Origin of the sequence: Streptomyces sp. ISL-43 (genome assembly GCF_018614195.1) — a bacterium.
Classification (GTDB): domain Bacteria; phylum Actinomycetota; class Actinomycetes; order Streptomycetales; family Streptomycetaceae; genus Streptomyces.
The window spans coordinates 12,884-27,942 of sequence record NZ_JAGGOT010000092.1 but is presented as its reverse complement, the minus strand read 5'-3'; the positions used below and the strand labels follow the sequence as shown (position 1 = coordinate 27,942).

General features: G+C 72.9%; 13 protein-coding genes and 1 pseudogene. 8 read left to right on the top strand and 6 right to left on the bottom strand.

Annotated elements, in window-relative coordinates; translation table 11 throughout:
• The first annotated feature begins 1,009 nt into the window (after positions 1-1,009).
• Positions 1,010-1,471, top strand: coding sequence for a type II toxin-antitoxin system PemK/MazF family toxin (locus J7F03_RS37860; RefSeq protein ID WP_214957692.1), 462 nt, complete (start codon positions 1,010-1,012; stop codon positions 1,469-1,471).
• A 50-nt stretch (positions 1,472-1,521) separates the two neighbouring features.
• On the opposite strand, the gene J7F03_RS37855 is transcribed toward J7F03_RS37860, so the two are convergent.
• Positions 1,522-1,860, bottom strand: coding sequence for a hypothetical protein (locus tag J7F03_RS37855; protein WP_214957690.1), 339 nt, complete (start codon positions 1,858-1,860; stop codon positions 1,522-1,524).
• Positions 1,861-2,085: 225 nt separating this feature from the next.
• Positions 2,086-2,916 (bottom strand): TIGR02452 family protein, encoded by an 831-nt coding sequence (locus J7F03_RS37850; RefSeq protein ID WP_214957688.1) that lies wholly within the window; start codon positions 2,914-2,916, stop codon positions 2,086-2,088.
• Positions 2,917-2,988: 72 nt separating this feature from the next.
• Here J7F03_RS37850 and egtA point away from each other — a divergent pair, with 72 nt between their 5' ends.
• The 4 genes from egtA to egtD are packed head-to-tail and all read left to right on the top strand — an operon-like array spanning position 2,989 to position 7,530.
• On the top strand, positions 2,989-4,308 hold the full coding sequence (gene egtA, locus J7F03_RS37845) for an ergothioneine biosynthesis glutamate--cysteine ligase EgtA (RefSeq protein ID WP_374104449.1): 1,320 nt from the start codon (positions 2,989-2,991) through the stop codon (positions 4,306-4,308).
• Entirely contained in the window at positions 4,305-5,627 is a 1,323-nt protein-coding gene (egtB, locus tag J7F03_RS37840) for an ergothioneine biosynthesis protein EgtB (protein ID WP_214957684.1), read from the top strand. The genes egtA and egtB overlap by 4 nt, the downstream gene beginning before the upstream one ends.
• Entirely contained in the window at positions 5,627-6,430 is an 804-nt protein-coding gene (gene egtC, locus J7F03_RS37835; protein WP_214957682.1) for an ergothioneine biosynthesis protein EgtC, read from the top strand. Before egtB ends, egtC begins: the two co-directional genes overlap by 1 nt.
• Positions 6,427-7,530, top strand: coding sequence for an L-histidine N(alpha)-methyltransferase (gene egtD / locus J7F03_RS37830; RefSeq protein WP_214957679.1), 1,104 nt, complete (start codon positions 6,427-6,429; stop codon positions 7,528-7,530). Before egtC ends, egtD begins: the two co-directional genes overlap by 4 nt.
• 236 nt (positions 7,531-7,766) lie before the next feature.
• Here the strand turns inward: egtD and J7F03_RS42500 are convergent.
• The 3 genes and pseudogenes from J7F03_RS42500 to J7F03_RS37815 form a co-directional block, all read right to left on the bottom strand.
• Positions 7,767-8,297: pseudogene (locus J7F03_RS42500) on the bottom strand (lysophospholipid acyltransferase family protein); the annotation flags it as partial.
• Complete coding sequence (locus J7F03_RS37820) at positions 8,294-9,142, bottom strand: GNAT family N-acyltransferase (protein ID WP_214957677.1); 849 nt, start codon at positions 9,140-9,142, stop codon at positions 8,294-8,296. The pseudogene J7F03_RS42500 and the gene J7F03_RS37820, both read right to left, overlap by 4 nt.
• Positions 9,143-9,297: 155 nt before the next feature.
• Positions 9,298-10,557, bottom strand: coding sequence for an extracellular solute-binding protein (locus tag J7F03_RS37815; RefSeq protein WP_214957703.1), 1,260 nt, complete (start codon positions 10,555-10,557; stop codon positions 9,298-9,300).
• Positions 10,558-10,722: 165 nt separating this feature from the next.
• Between J7F03_RS37815 and J7F03_RS37810 the strand changes: the two genes are divergently transcribed.
• Positions 10,723-10,938, top strand: coding sequence for a dodecin (locus tag J7F03_RS37810; RefSeq protein ID WP_214957675.1), 216 nt, complete (start codon positions 10,723-10,725; stop codon positions 10,936-10,938).
• Positions 10,939-11,040: 102 nt separating this feature from the next.
• On the opposite strand, the gene J7F03_RS37805 is transcribed toward J7F03_RS37810, so the two are convergent.
• On the bottom strand, positions 11,041-11,535 hold the full coding sequence (locus tag J7F03_RS37805) for a hypothetical protein (RefSeq protein WP_214957673.1): 495 nt from the start codon (positions 11,533-11,535) through the stop codon (positions 11,041-11,043).
• A gap of 87 nt (positions 11,536-11,622) precedes the next feature.
• Here J7F03_RS37805 and J7F03_RS37800 point away from each other — a divergent pair, with 87 nt between their 5' ends.
• Both J7F03_RS37800 and J7F03_RS37795 read left to right on the top strand, forming a co-directional pair.
• Positions 11,623-12,648, top strand: coding sequence for an LLM class flavin-dependent oxidoreductase (locus tag J7F03_RS37800; protein ID WP_214957672.1), 1,026 nt, complete (start codon positions 11,623-11,625; stop codon positions 12,646-12,648).
• Between the two features lie 10 nt (positions 12,649-12,658).
• The gene (locus J7F03_RS37795) at positions 12,659-15,058 is read left to right on the top strand and encodes an excinuclease ABC subunit UvrA (protein WP_214957671.1); all 2,400 of its coding nucleotides are present in this window, start codon (positions 12,659-12,661) and stop codon (positions 15,056-15,058) included.
• Position 15,059: the final 1 nt, after the last annotated feature.

Below are 15,059 nucleotides of genomic sequence, written 5' to 3'. Positions count from 1 at the left end.
GGATGGCCGGGGGGATGGACGTGGAGGGACGGCCGGATCAGGGGCCCATCGAGCACCGTTCCGCCGGTCAGCCAGAGTTCTGACGGTCGGGAGCGAGTTGACGGTCAGAGGCCACGCCCGGGGCGAGCCAGCCATCCAGCCGGGGCCGCCGCGCCCCTTTCCAGTGCTCCGCCCGCCCAACACCCATCAATGGACGACCAGATCCCCATCCGGGGCGTTGAGGCGCGTCAGATCGCTACACAGTCGCTCTCGGCATAGCGTCCGGCGGCCGTCTGGGGCTGGACATAAGCCGCACACGGCCCGGAGGGCACCTGATGTCGCCCAGCGACGATCCCTTCGTCCATAGCGACGGAGAACTGATCCTTTGACCCTCAGATGGTCGCCAAACCGGAACAAAAGGGACTATCTGATGGTCGTGGAGGGATCCGGCCCGCAGTCGCGTCGCCACAGGGGCAAATAGAGGTCATAGGCGGCCCATATCCGGCAACGGCCACAGGCAGGCCGCAGTCGCGTCGCGACAGAGGCAAAATACTGCCCCTGGGCGGCTTGTATCCGGCAACGGCCACAGACGGGGGCCGGACGCTAAGCCGAGAGGAACTGTGTAGCGATCTGACGCGCCTCAAAGCCCCAGACGGGCCACACCAACAAGGCCGCCCCTCCACGTCCATCCCCCCGGCCATCCCCCGGGGGGATCCCGGAAGTCTTGTGTTGTTCCGGGACGGGACGGTCGGTCAAGGGGGGCCGAAGGCCATCGCGAAGCGACGCGACGAAGGAGCGCCCTTGAGGGACCGGCCCGGCACGGAAGGACACTGGACTACCGGGACGCCCACGGGCACCCATCAAAGCCCCACCCGACTCGGTGCCCGGCCAGCCCGACACCCCCGCCCAACCGTCAAAGCCCCCGACCCGCCCGCAGCACAGGCCCCCACCCCGCAGCCCCCGAATCCCACCCCGTCCGGCCCGCCGCGATCGCCTCTCCCCGGCACCGCTACCCGGTAACCTCGCCCGAATGACGGCACTTTCCCACCACAGCAATGGTTCCATCGAGCAGCCCGGCCGCGACGGGGACGCCGCGACCGCCGAGGCCGATCCGCATGTCATCGGGCCGGTGCAGACCTCGTACGCCCCCGATCGCGACGGGGATCCGGATCCCGGTGAAATCGTGTGGACCTGGGTCCCCTACGAGGAGAACGACGGCCGGGGCAAGGACCGCCCCGTGCTCGTCGTGGCGCGCGAGGAGGGCGGCACGCTCCTGGCCGTGCAGTTGTCCAGCAAGCGGCACGATCACGACCGGGAGTGGGTTCCCATCGGGACCGGGCCCTGGGACAGCGCCGGCCGGGAGTCCTGGGTGGATGTGGACCGGGTGCTGCGCGTACACGAGGCCGGCATGCGGCGCGAAGCCTGTGCCCTGGACCGGGGTCGGTTCCAGTTGGTGGTGGACCGGCTGCGCGAGCGGTACGGCTGGCGGTAGCCGGCCTGGACCAGGCGCGGCCGCCAGGGCCGCGCCCGGTCCACCGTCCTTCAGCCGAAGCGCACGCTGTGCGGGGCCGCCGACCCGAAGTGTGCGGATTCGCCGGGCCGCATGACCCGCGCGGACGGCCCTTCGCAGTCGCGTTCCGCGAAGAGCGAGGCTCGCGCGTTGGTGGCGTTCTCCACCTTCCGCGCACCGCTCAGCAGGAGGAAGCACTCCCCGTTCACCGGGTTCTCCAGGGTGAAGTCGTCCTCGTTCACGTTGACGTATCCGAACTCGCCCCCGGCCGCGTGGGCACTGGCGGACAGCCCCGTGAACAGGGCCAGGGCCGCGCCGAGCGTCACGGTCGTCCGTACCGCGCTCTTCACCACGTACTTCATCGCCCGCATACGACTTCCCCTCGATGTCACCGGCGGTCAGGTCCGGTCACAACCAGTGTCGAGTTCACCGGGGGTGTGCCCCAGGTCTTGCCGCGGCCGTCACCCGAATGCGGGGAGCGGGGGCGTGGTGGGGCCGGCCGCGCACGACCCGCGCCCCTCTGTACGCCCCTCGCGCCGTCCCGGCACGCAGGCATCCGGGCATCCGGGCATCTCGCCGCCCCGGCGCCCCCACCGTCACACCAGGTCCGTCAGCACCCGCTCGAACGCCTCCCGCGTCTCCGGCTTGCGGTCCAGGATGCCGAACACCACCCGTTCGAACACTCCCTCGAACCGGCCGGCCAGCAGTCCCCGGAAGGCCTGCGCCACCTGGGCAGGGTCGTTCTGGAAGACCCCGCAGCCCCACGCGCCCAGCACCAGCCCCCGGTACCCGTGCAGGGCCGCCACCTCCAGCACCAGCTCCGCGCGCCGTACGAGGGCGGCGGGGATTTCGGGCACGCGTTCCGGTTCCTGGCGGCGGATCGTGCCCGCGTTGGGGGCCGGGGAGGTGAGGAATCCGGCGCGGAAGGGGGTGTCCAGCAGGTTGCCGCGGTCGTCGCGGAAGACGGGGACCCCGGGTGAGTGAATCACCCGGTCGGTGTAGAAGGTGCTGACCTCGGCGCGGTGGACCTCGTAGTACTCCGGGGCCTCCAAGAGGGTCTCGTACAGGGCCGAGGCCCGGCAGAGCGCCTCCTCCTGCGCCTTCGCCCCGCGGACGTACCCGCCCCCGGGATTGCGGGCCGAAGCGAAGTTCAGGACGGCCACCGCCGCGGTCCCGGGGTGGTCCGCCGCGAGCCTGCGGGCCGCGTCCGTACTGCTCTCGCCCGTGACCTCCACGACGGTTCCGCCGGTCCCCACCGGGACGGGTTCGCCTGGAATGACTCGGTTTGGTCCATATATTCTGGTTCCTGCCTTGGCCTCCGCCACGGCGGCGGCGAGCGCCACCTGCCGCCCCGATCGCGTCCGGTACCCACCGGCCGCCACGATCTCCGCGTTCTCCCGCGCGATCTCGCGCAACCTGCTGCTCATGCTGTGATCTTCGGCGCTCCACGCAAGCGGCGGCAAGGGATTTGTGCCCCAAAGGACGGGTAGGCACGGGTGATGTCACAGTCGACGACGCGAGACGAGGGCCCCGTCATGCCCCATGACCCACCCCGCCTGACCGAGGCCGCCGCCGAGGATCTGGTCCACGGCATCTGCTTCAAGACCGGCCCGCCCCGCCTGCTCGGGGCGGAGCTCGAATGGCTCCTCTTCGACGCCGAGCGCCCCGCTCTGCCCGTGTCCCACGAGCGGCTGGCCGCCGCGCACGACGCGGCCCGCGCACTGCCCCTGGGTTCCGGCATCACCGTCGAGCCGGGCGGCCAGCTGGAGCTGAGCTCGGCCCCCGCCACCTCCCTCACCGGGTGCCTGGACGGCCTCCAGGCCGATCTGGCCGCCGTACGGGGCGCCCTGCGCGACCAGGGCCTGGTGTTGCGGGGCCTCGGCCAGGACCCTCGCCGGCCGCAGCGCCGGATGCTCACCAGCCCGCGCTACGACGCGATGGAGACCTACTTCGACCGCACCGGGCCCGCCGGGCGCGCCATGATGTGCACCTCCGCGTCCGTGCAGTTGTGCGTGGACGCCGGGCACGAGGAGCCGGGCCCGCTCGGCCACGGCCGCCGGTGGCGCCTGGCCCATCTCCTCGGTGCCGTACTGGTGGCCGCCTTCGCCAACTCCCCCGCGCACGAAGGGCCGTACGCCGGTTGGCGGTGCGCCCGCCAGGGGATCTGGAGCGACCTCGACACCCGCCGGTCCCTTGCCCCGCCGCTGGACGGGGAGCCGCGCGGCGCGTGGACCCGGCAGGCGCTGGACACCGAGGTGATGTGCGTACGGGCGCACGGGGAAGGCGCGCCCTGGGCGGTGCCGCGCGGGCTGACGTTCCGCGACTGGCTGCGCTCCGGGGGCGGCCCGCGGCCGCCGACCGCCGAGGATCTGGACTACCACCTGACCACGCTCTTCCCGCCGGTACGGCCCCGCGGCCATCTGGAGCTGCGGATGATCGACGCCCAGCCCGGCGACGACGGCTGGCTGGTCCCGGTGGCCGTCGTGCACGCGCTGTTCGACGACCCGGAAGCCGCGGAGACCGCGTACCGGGTTGCGAAGGGGCTGGCCGACTCCTACGGGGCGCAGCCCGCGCCCCGCAACCGGCTGTGGCGGACCGCCGCGCGGCAGGGCCTGTCCGATCCGGAGCTGCGGGCCGCCGCCCGGGCGTGCTTCCGGGCCGCGGCCGAGGCGCTGCCCCGGCTGGGCGCCGGCACTCACGTCCGGGACACGGTGTCCGAGTTCACCGACCGCTACGTCAAGCGCGGCCGCTGCCCCGCCGATGACCGGGCCGTGCAGCAGCAGAGCCCGCAGCCGACCGGAGAGGAGGCACGTCCATGACCGCCGACCCGGAACGCCTGCGCGAGCGGGCCGCCGCCGCGCTGACCGCGGCGCGGGTGCGCACGGCCGGGCTCACCGACGCCGTGTCCGACGGGGATCTGACCGCCCAGCACTCCCCTTTGATGTCACCGCTGGTCTGGGACCTGGCGCACATCGGGAACATGGAGGAGCTCTGGCTGCTGCGCAACGTGGCCGGCCGCGAGTCCATGCACCCCGAGATAGACCCGCTCTATGACGCCTTCGAGCATCCCCGTTCGGAGCGCCCGAAGTTGCCGTTGCTGGGCCCCGACGAGGCCCGCCGGTACGCGGCCGAGGTGCGCGGGCGGGTCTTCGACCTGCTGGAGCGCACCCCCCTGGAGGGCACGGCCCTGCTGGACGGCGGCTACGTCTTCGGGATGACCGCGCAGCACGAGCAGCAGCACGACGAGACGATGCTGATCACCCATCAGCTGCGGCAGGGCGCTCCGGTGCTGACGGCGCCCGAGCCGGATCCCCCGCAGGGTCCGCCGCCCGCCGCGGCCGAAGTCCTCGTACCCGGCGGGCCGTTCACGATGGGGACCTCGGCCGAGCCCTGGTCGCTGGACAACGAGCGGCCCGCGCACGTCCGGGACACGGAGGCGTTCTGGATCGACACGGCGCCGGTGACCAATGCCGCGTACCAGGAGTTCATGGCGGACGGCGGCTACCGCGAGGAGCGGTGGTGGGCGGCGGCGGGCTGGGAGGAGATCCGGCGGCACGGGATCGAGGCCCCGCTGTTCTGGCACCGCGAGGGCGGCACGTGGGTGCGCCGCCGGTTCGGCGCCGCCGAGGAGGTGCCCGGGGACGAGCCGGTGCTGCACGTCAGCTGGTACGAGGCCGACGCCTACGCCCGGTGGGCGGGGCGCAGGCTGCCGTCCGAGGCGGAGTGGGAGAAGGCCGCCCGGCACGATCCGGCGACGGGCCGTTCCACCCGCTACCCGTGGGGCGACGCGGACCCCACGCCGGCGCACGCCAACCTCGGCCAGCGCCACCTGCGGCCGGCCCGTGCGGGCAGCTATCCGGCCGGAGCCTCTCCGCTCGGTGTGCGCCAGCTGATCGGTGACGTGTGGGAGTGGACGTCCTCGGACTTCCTCCCCTACCCGGGCTTCCGGGCGTTCCCGTACCGCGAGTACTCGGAGGTGTTCTTCGGGCCGGAGCACAAGGTGTTGCGCGGCGGCTCCTTCGCCGTGGACCCGGTGGCCTGCCGGGGCACCTTCCGCAACTGGGACCTGCCGGTGCGCCGGCAGATCTTCTCCGGTTTCCGGACCGCGCGCGACGCCCGGGCAGCGGGGGATCGCTGATGTGCCGCCACATCGCCTATCTGGGGCCGTCCGTGAGCCTCGGACGGCTGCTCAGCGAGCCCGAGCACTCCCTCGTGCGCCAGTCCTGGGAGCCGCGCCGCCAGCGGAACGGCACGGTCAACGCCGACGGCTTCGGCATCGGCTGGTACGCGGAGGGTGATCCGGTGCCCGCCCGTTACCGCCGGGCCGTGCCGATCTGGGGAGACCTGGGCTTCACGGACCTCGCCCGGGTGGTGCGCAGCGGGGCCGTACTGGCCGCGCTGCGGGACGCCACGCGCGCCGGCGCGGACGGGGAGGCGGCGGCCGCGCCGTTCGCGGACGGTCCGTGGCTGTTCAGCCACAACGGAATGCTCCGGGACTGGCCGGACGCGGCGGCCCCGATCGCCGCCTCTCTGTCGCCCCGGGAACTGCTCTCGCTGGCCGCCCGCACGGACTCGGCCCTCATCTGGGCCCTGGTCCTGCGGCGGCTGCGCGAGGGGGACTCCCTCGGTGAGGCGCTCGCCAGGTCGGTGCGGGGGCTGCTCGAGTCCGCGCCCGGCTCCCGGCTGAACCTGCTGTTGACGGACGGCCGGGCGATCGCGGCGACGGCCTGGGGGGATTCCCTCTGGTATCTGGCCGATCCCGCCGTGCCGCGCGTGGTGGTCGCGTCGGAGCCCTACGACGACGACCCGCGCTGGTGCGAGGTGCCCGACGGGACCCTGTTGACCGCCACGCGGACCCGGATCTACCTCGTCTCCCTGAAGGAGACCCCCACCGGCGCCCCGTACCGAGGAGCCCCGCAGCAAGGAGACGAAGCCCAGTGAACGACTTCCGGCTGACACGCACGCTCGACGAGCACGCCGCCGACACGGCGCTGCGCGCGGATGTGCTCCAGGGATTGACCCGGTCCCCGAAGATGCTGCCGCCCAAGTGGTTCTACGACGCTCGCGGCAGTGAACTCTTCGAGGAGATAACCCGGTTGCCCGAGTACTACCCGACGCGTGCCGAGCGGGAGATCCTGCTCGAGCGGGCCCAGGAGATCGCCTCGGTGAGTGGTGCCCGCACCCTGGTGGAGCTGGGATCCGGCTCTTCGGAGAAGACCCGGCACCTGATCGAGACGCTGCCCGCGCTGGACACGTACGTACCGGTGGACGTGAGCGAGAGCGCGTTGACCGGGGCGGCCGAGGTGCTGCTCGCCGAGCATCCGGGGCTGCGGGTGCACGCGTTGCTGGCCGATTTCACGAAGCCGTTGCGGCTGCCGGACTCCCCCGGACCGCGGCTGGTGGTGTTCTTGGGCGGCACGATCGGGAATCTGCTGCCCGCGGAGCGCGCGGTGTTCCTGGCGGACGTACGGGCGATGCTGTCGCCCGGGGACGCGCTGCTGATGGGGACGGACCTGGTGAAGGACGAGGCCGTGCTGGTGGCGGCCTACGACGACGCGCAGGGGGTGACGGCCGAGTTCAACAAGAACGTACTGGCCGTGATCGACCGGGAGTTGGGCGGGGATTTCCACACCGCCGACTTCGCCCACGTGGCGGTGTGGAATCGGGAGCACGAGTGGATCGAGATGCGGCTGCGGGCTCGGACGCAGGTGCTGGTGAAGGTCCGGGCACTGGATCTCGAGGTTCCCTTCGAGGCGGGCGAGGAGATCTTGACGGAGATCTCCGCGAAGTTCCGTCAGGACGGGCTCCGGGGGGAGCTGGCGTCCGCGGGACTTGAGCTGACGCACTGGTGGACGGATGTGGCGGGCCGCTTCGCCCTGTCGCTGTCGGTGGCCGACGGCATCGGTACGGACGGGCGGCGGGGTGCGGACGGCTGGGAGGGCACGCCGGTCGGCGGCGGCCCCGCCGGGCGCCACGCCGGATCCGGCTCAGGATCCGGCTCCGGCCCCGACTCGGCCGGCGACGCGAGCACGGCGGCCTGAGCCGCTGCCGCGAGGTCCCGCCGGTCCGCGTACCGGCCCGGCGGGATCCGCGGCAGCAGCCGTACCTCGGCCCGCACCCCGCGGGCCCGCGCGATCCGCCACAGCGAGGCGGTCAGCGGATCGTCCCCGACGAAGGCGGGTGCCCCGGCCGGGCTCCCGTCCTCCCGCAGGTAGGCGATCCGTACGGGCTGCACGGGCACCCGCGCGTCCAGCGCGGCCTGGAACGCGGCCCGCCGGAAGGGGCCTCGGGCGCGCCCGCACCAGGTGGATCCCTCGGGGTAGACGGTGACGCGGTCGCCGGCGAGCAGGGCGCGGGCGACGCTTTCGACGGTGGTGGGCAGGGCGCGGATCCGATCCCGTTCGATGAACAGGGTCCCGGCCTGCCGGGAGAGCGGGCCGAGTACGGGCCAGTCCCGGATGTCGCTCTTGGCGAGCATCCGGGAGGGCAGGACGGCGGCGACGAGCGGGATGTCGAGCCAGGAGATGTGGTTGGCGACGATCAGGCGGCCGCCGCCCGGACCGGGGCTGCCGTGCACGGTGACGCGCAGGCCGAAGGCGCGCAGCAGCGCGGCCGCCCAGGCCCGTACCGCCGCGTGCCGGGGCCGTTCCGGCAGCAGGCGCAGCGGCGGGGCGCCCAGGATCCCGAGCAGGATCAGGGCTACGGCGGCGGTGAGCCGCAGGGCGGCGTGCGGCACGCTCGCGGCGCGGCCCTCGTGTTCGGCGCAGGCCGCCGGGGTGCAGGGCGAGGTGGGGAGCCAGGCGCTCATGCGCCCGGGGCGAGCGAGAGGAAGTGCTTGAGGTAGCGCGGGTTGGTGCGGCGCAGGGAGAGCAGGACGTAGAGGTCGGCGCAGCCGAACTCGGCGTCGAGGGCGGGCTCTCCGCAGACCCAGGCACCCAGGCGCAGGTAGCCGCGCAGCAGCGGGGGCAGTTCCGTGCGGCCGGGGAAGGTGATGCCCTCGGGGCTCCACGGGAGGTGCGGGGTGACCCGGTACTCCGCGGGGGCGAGGCTGCGGGTGAGGACGTTCTCGCGGGTGGCGGCGGCGAGGACTCCGCCGTCGGCGAGAGGTATCGAGCAGCAGCCGGCGAGCCAGTTGTGCCCGGAGCGGTCCATGTACCGGGCGAGTCCGGCCCAGATGAGGGCGATGACGGCGCCGTTGCGGTGGTCGGGGTGGACGCAGGAGCGGCCGACTTCGACGAGGTCGGGGCGGATGGGGGCGAGGGCGGAGAGGTCGAACTCGCCCTCGGAGTAGAGGCGTCCGACGACGGCGGCGCGCTCGGGAGGCAGGATCCGGTAGGTGCCGACGACCTGTTCGGTCTCCTCGTCCACGACGAGGAGGTGGTCGCAGAAGGCGTCGAAGGAGTCGGAGTCGAGGCCCGGCTCGGGGCCGTCGAGGCGGGCGCCGAGCTCGCCGGCGAAGACCTGGTGGCGCAGCCGCTGGGCGGCGCGCACCTCGTCCTCGTGGCGGGCGAGGCGTACGGCGTAGCGGGGAGCGGGGACGCCGGGAGCGGGGACGAGGTGCGCGGGGGCGGGTACGGGGATGGCGGGAATGGAGGTCGGCGCCGGGGCAGCGGTGGGGGAAAGGGCGGACGGGGACAGGGGTGCGATGGTCATGGCGGCTCCTGGTCCGGGCACGGGAGCCAGGCCGGCAGGTGTGCGGCCTGGCTCCTTTACTTCTTCCGTGACCGGCTGGATTCGACATGACCGCTTCGCGGCCCTCGGATGTGCGAACGCTGAACTCGGAGGTCGGGGCCCCGGCCCTCCCGGGGTCAGCGGTCGGAGCTGAGGACCTTGCTGATGCTGTCGGAGGCCGTCTTCGCGGCTTCCTTGGGGTCCTGGCCGGTGAGGACGGCCGTCATGAACGGCTTGATCGGGTTCTTGGCCTCGACCTCGGCCCAGCGGGCGGACTTCGGTGTGGCACGGCCCTGGGCGGCGCCGGGGGCCATCGCGGTGGCGCCCTCGTTGCCCTCGACGACATGCGCGAGGGTGGTCTTGTTGGGGACGTAGCTCATCGTGCGGGCGAGCTCGGTCTGCCATCTCTCGCTGACCAGGGCGGTGATGACGTCGACGGCGTTCTTACGCTGTCTCGTCTTCTCCGGGATGATCAGGTCCGAGCCGCCGGTGAAGACGGCGCCCACCTTGTCGGCGGCCTTTCCGGGGATGGGGAAGAAGCCGAGCTTGCCCTTCAGCGCGGGGTTGGCCGCCTCGATGGCGGCGGCCTGGCCGGGCGGGGCGATGATCTGCGCGATCCCGCCCCGGGCGAACACCTCGGACTGCGGGGGCGTTTCCTCGTCCGCGTCCTTGGGCCCGTCGCCGAGGTCCTGGAGCTGCTTGTAGAACTCCATGCCCGCCAGGGCCTTCTCGTCGTCGAGGGTGCCGAGCCATTGGCCGCCGCCCTCGACGGCGAGCTCGCCGCCCTCGTCCCAGACGAAGCCGGCGAGGACGTACCAGTTCTGGCCGGCGAGGTAGATGCCCTGCTGACTTCCCTTGTCGAGCTTCTGGGTGGCCTGGATCCACTCCTGGCGGGTCTTGATCGGGGTCTTGATGCCGGCGTTCGCGAAGAGGTCCTTGTTGTAGATCACCACGCGGTTGGCCGCGTACCAAGGGACGCCGAACTGGGCGCCGTTGACGCTGCCGGGGTCGGAGAGGCCCTTCAGCCAGTCCTTGCCGTCCCACAGGCGCAGGGCTTCGAGGGTGAGCTCGGAGACGCCACCTGTCTCGACGTACTGGGCGACCTGGGTGTTGCCGACCTCGATGACGTCGGCGCTCTCCGCGCTCCTGCCGGACAGCACGGAGTTGACCTTGTCGCCGATGCCCGTCCACTCCTGGATCCTGACGTCGAGGTCGACGCCGGGGTGGTCCTTCTCGAAACTGCTGGTGAACTGCGCTATGAAGTCGTCCGACGCGCTGCCCTTCATGAGCCAGAGCGTCACCTTCTGCGGATCTCCCGCCGATCCGGCCAGGCTGCAGCCGGTGAGGGCGGTCGCCGCCGCGAGAGCGGTGGACACGGCAAGGAAGCGCATCTTCACGAAGGTCACCTTCTGGGGATGGATCTCAGATGGCTTGAAATTGGCATGGACCAATGGGCGGGTCAAGGGCCTTTCGCTCCGGATCGTTCTCACAAAGTTCGCGGAGAGGGACTTAGTGGGGCACCGTAGAACAAGGCAACAGCCACCCAGTGTCGGGAGACCGCCATGTCCAATCACACGTACCGGGTGACCGAGATCGTCGGCACGTCCCACGAGGGCATCGACCAGGCCATCCGCAACGCGATCGCCCGCGCGGGCGAGACCCTGCACAACCTGGACTGGCTCGAGGTGACGCAGATCAGGGGCCACATCGAGGACGGGCAGATCGCGCACTACCAGGTGGGGCTCAAGGTCGGTTTCCGGCTCGACGGAGAGGCCTGAGGCCCCGGGGGGCCCGGGGAACCCGGACCTCCCGGCAGGGCTCGGGCCAGGCCCGGGCAGAGCTCGGGCAAGGTGCCGGGGCGCGGCTCGGGCAGGCGGGGCTCAGGTCCGGCCCTCGCCCTCCTGCGCGTCCTTGAGCTCCGGCGCGTCCGCCGCCCAGTCGGCCAGGACCACCCGGAAACCCGCCGCACGCGCCGCCTCGCACACCAGCTCGTCGTCGTCGACGAGCATCCGCACGTCCCGGCCCCGCGAGATCCGCCGCAGCACCTCCAGCTTGGTCGTCCGGGCGGGCCGCCGGTCCTGGTTCCCGCGCATCCACAGCCGCCCCTCGGGCAGTCCGTGCCGGGTGAGCCACTCGACGGTGTCCGCGCGGCACCGCTCCGGGCGTCCGGTCAGGTACGCGACCTCGCAGTCGGCCGCGCTCTCCACGGCGAGCGCGATCCCGCGGGCGAGCGGCGGATCGGCCGGGGCCGCTGCGAAGAAGCCGCTCCAGTCGCGGGGCCGGCGCTCCAGGAAGTGCTGGCGGTGGTCGGTGTCGGCCAGGGTGTTGTCGATGTCGAAGACGGCCAGGGGCCTGCGGTTCTGAGTCTCGGTCACCCCGCCAGCGTAAACACGCGCCGCCGGCCTCCTCCGGCGTGGGCGGCGGACCGGGAATCCTGGCGGCCCCCGGACGTTGAGGACTGTGTGATCCGGAAACTCTCGATACTCGACCGGTCCCGCACCCGCGAGGGGCACCCCGCCGCGCAGGCCCTGCGGGACACCGTAGACCTCGCGCGCGCCGCCGAGCGGCTCGGTTACCACCGGTTCTGGGTCTCCGAGCACCACAGCGTGCCCGGAGTCGCCGGATCCGCGCCCACCGTGCTGGCCGCGGCCGTGGCGGCGGTGACCGGCCGGATCCGCGTCGGCACCGGCGGCGTGATGCTGCCCAACCACCAGCCGCTGGTCGTCGCGGAGCAGTTCGGGGTCCTGGAATCGCTCTTCCCCGGCCGGATCGACATGGGGCTGGGCCGCTCCGTCGGCTTCACGGGCGGGATCCGGCGCGCGCTCGGCCGGGACACCGGGGACGCCGACCGGTTCGAGGAGCAGCTCGCGGAGCTCCTGGGCTGGCTCGACGGCTCCCAGAGCGCGCATCCGGAGGTGCACGCCCGCCCGGCGGAGGGGCTGCGGATCCCGCCCTACGTGCTGGCCACCGGCGAGGGGGCCGGTATCGCGGCCCGCGCCGGGCTGCCGCTGGTGGTCGGAGACCTGCGGGCCCGCGCCCGGGTCGTGGAGATCATCGAGGGGTACCGCAAGGAGTTCCGGCCCTCCGTCTGGGCTGCTCGGCCGTACGTCGTGGTCTCCGGGACGGTCGCGGTCGCCGGGACCGCCGAGGCCGCCCGCCGGATCCTGGTCCCGGAGGCGTGGGCGCTCACGCACTCCCGCACCCGGGGCAGCTTCCCGCCGCTCCGCCCGGCCGGGGAGGTCGAAGCCCTCGCCATGGGCCCCAAGGAGCGCGAGCTGTACGAGGGCGCCCTGGCCGGGCACGTCCACGGCACGCCGGAGCAGGTCGCGGCGGAGCTGTCCGAGGTCGCGGAGCTGACCGGGGCGGACGAGCTCCTGGTCACGACCTCCACCTACGACCGGGTGGCGCTGCTGGACTCCTTCACGAGGCTCGCGGGCCTCGCAGGCCTCACAGACCTCGCGGGCCTGCCTACGGACCCCGGGCACTAAACTAGGGCGAATGCACCCGTCCGCCGTCCCTCACGCCCACGATCCCTACGTCCGCGTCCGCGGCGCCCGGGAGCACAACCTGCGCGGGGTCGACGTGGACATCCCGCGCGACGCGCTGACCGTCTTCACCGGTGTCTCCGGCTCCGGGAAGAGCTCGCTGGCGTTCGGCACGGTCTTCGCCGAGGCTCAGCGCCGTTACTTCGAGTCAGTGGCCCCCTACGCCCGCCGCCTGATCCACCAGATCGGCGCGCCGAAGGTCGACTCTGTCACCGGGCTGCCGCCGGCCGTCTCGCTGGAGCAGCGGCGCTCCTCCCCGGGGTCGCGGTCCTCGGTCGGGACGGTGACCACCCTGTCGAACTCCCTGCGGATGCTGTTCTCGCGGACCGGCTCCTACCCGCCGGGCGCCGAGCGCCTCGACTCCGACTCCTTCTCCCCCAACACCGCCGCCGGCGCCTGCCCTTCCTGCCAGGGCCTCGGCCGGGTGCACCGCACCAGCGAGGAACTCCTCGTCCCCGACCGGGATCTGTCGATCCGTCAAGGTGCCATCGCCGCCTGGCCCGGCGCCTGGCAGGGCAAGAACCTGCGCGACATCCTGGAGGCCCTGGGGCACGACGTGGACGCGCCGTGGCGGGAGCTCTCGGCGAAGGACCGCGAGTGGATCCTGTTCACCGAGGAGCAGCCGGTGGTCACCGTGCATCCCGTGCGGGAGGCGGACCGGATCCAACGGCCCTACCAGGGCACGTACATGAGCGCGCACCGCTATGTGATGCGGACGTTCTCCGACAGCAAGAGCGACACCCTGCGGGCCCGTGCCGAGAAGTTCCTGTCGGACTCCCCCTGTCCGGTGTGCGAGGGCCGGCGGCTACGCCCGGAGGCGCTGGCCGTGACCTTCGCCGGCCGCACCATCGCGGAGCTGGCGGCACTGGCGCTGAGCGACCTGGACAGCGTACTGGCCTCCGCGCGCGGGGGCGGCGAAGCGGCCCGGGTGCTGACGGAGGACCTGCGCTCCCGGATCGGCCCCGTCACCGAGCTCGGGCTGGGCTACCTGAGCCTGGACCGCGCCGCCCCGACCCTGTCGGCGGGTGAGCTGCAACGGCTGCGGCTGGCCACGCAGTTGCGGTCGGGCCTGTTCGGGGTGGTGTATGTACTGGACGAGCCGTCGGCGGGTCTCCATCCGGCCGACACCGAGGCGCTGCTCGGTGTACTGGACCGGCTCAAGGAGGCCGGGAACACCGTGTTCGTGGTGGAGCACCACCTGGACGTGGTGCGGCACGCGGACTGGCTGGTGGACGTCGGGCCGCTGGCCGGGGAGCACGGCGGGCAGGTGCTGTACAGCGGGCCGCCGCAGGGGCTGGCCGAGGTGGCGGACTCCGCGACGGCCCGCTACCTGTTCCGGGACCCGCGGCAGGACGGGCCCGGCCGGCGGGCTCCGCGGGAGGCGTCCGGGGCCGTCCGGCTCAACGGTGTGTACCGGCACAACCTGCGTGATGTGGCGGCCGAGTTCCCACTCGGGGTGTTCACGGCCGTGACCGGGGTGTCGGGCTCCGGGAAGTCCACGCTGGTGGGCCAGGCGCTCGCACGGGAGGTCGGTGAGCGGCTGGCGGATCCGCGGTTCCCGGTGCGGCGGCTGGTGGAGGTGGACCAGAAGCCGATCGGCCGCACGCCGCGCTCCAACCTGGCCACGTACACGGGGCTGTTCGACGTGGTCCGCCGCCTCTTCACGGCGACGGCTCAGGCGAAGGCGCGTCACTGGAAGGCGGGCCGCTTCTCCTTCAACGTGCCGGGCGGCCGGTGCGAGTCCTGCCAGGGCGAGGGCTTCGTCTCGGTGGAGCTGCTGTTCCTGCCCAGTACCTACGCCCCGTGTCCCGAATGCGCCGGCGCCCGGTACAACACCGAGACCCTGGAGGTCCGTTACTCGGGGCTGAACATCGCGGAGGTGCTCGCCCTGACGGTGGAGTCGGCGGCCGCCTTCTTCACCGGGGTTCCGGCGGCGGAGCGGAGCCTTGCGGCCCTGTCGGACATCGGCCTGGGGTACCTGCGGCTCGGGCAGCCTGCCACGGAGCTGTCGGGCGGCGAGGCACAGCGCATCAAGCTGGCGACCGAGCTCCAGCGGCTGCGCCGCGACCACACGCTGTACCTGCTGGACGAGCCCACGACCGGGCTCCACCCGGCCGACGCGCAGGTGCTGCTGCGCCAGTTGCACGGCCTGGTGGACGCCGGGCATTCGGTGGTGGTCGTGGAGCACGACATGGAGGTCGTGGCGGGCGCGGACTGGGTCATCGACCTGGGGCCGGGCGGCGGCGCGGAGGGAGGCAGGGTCGTGGCCGCGGGCACGCCCGCCGACGTGGCCCGCGCCACCGGCAGCCGCACGGCGCCCCATCTGGCACGGGCACTCGCCGCGCGGGGGTAGT

Coding starts and splice junctions, on each gene's coding strand:
- J7F03_RS37855 (WP_214957690.1), bottom strand. CDS start 1,860: ATGCGGGCGATGAAGTACGTGGTGAAGAGCGCGGTACGGACGACCGTG.
- egtC (WP_214957682.1), top strand. CDS start 5,627: ATGTGCCGCCACATCGCCTATCTGGGGCCGTCCGTGAGCCTCGGACGG.
- J7F03_RS37860 (WP_214957692.1), top strand. CDS start 1,010: ATGACGGCACTTTCCCACCACAGCAATGGTTCCATCGAGCAGCCCGGC.
- egtB (WP_214957684.1), top strand. CDS start 4,305: ATGACCGCCGACCCGGAACGCCTGCGCGAGCGGGCCGCCGCCGCGCTG.
- J7F03_RS37795 (WP_214957671.1), top strand. CDS start 12,659: ATGCACCCGTCCGCCGTCCCTCACGCCCACGATCCCTACGTCCGCGTC.
- J7F03_RS37850 (WP_214957688.1), bottom strand. CDS start 2,916: ATGAGCAGCAGGTTGCGCGAGATCGCGCGGGAGAACGCGGAGATCGTG.
- J7F03_RS37820 (WP_214957677.1), bottom strand. CDS start 9,142: ATGACCATCGCACCCCTGTCCCCGTCCGCCCTTTCCCCCACCGCTGCC.
- J7F03_RS37810 (WP_214957675.1), top strand. CDS start 10,723: ATGTCCAATCACACGTACCGGGTGACCGAGATCGTCGGCACGTCCCAC.
- egtA (WP_374104449.1), top strand. CDS start 2,989: ATGTCACAGTCGACGACGCGAGACGAGGGCCCCGTCATGCCCCATGAC.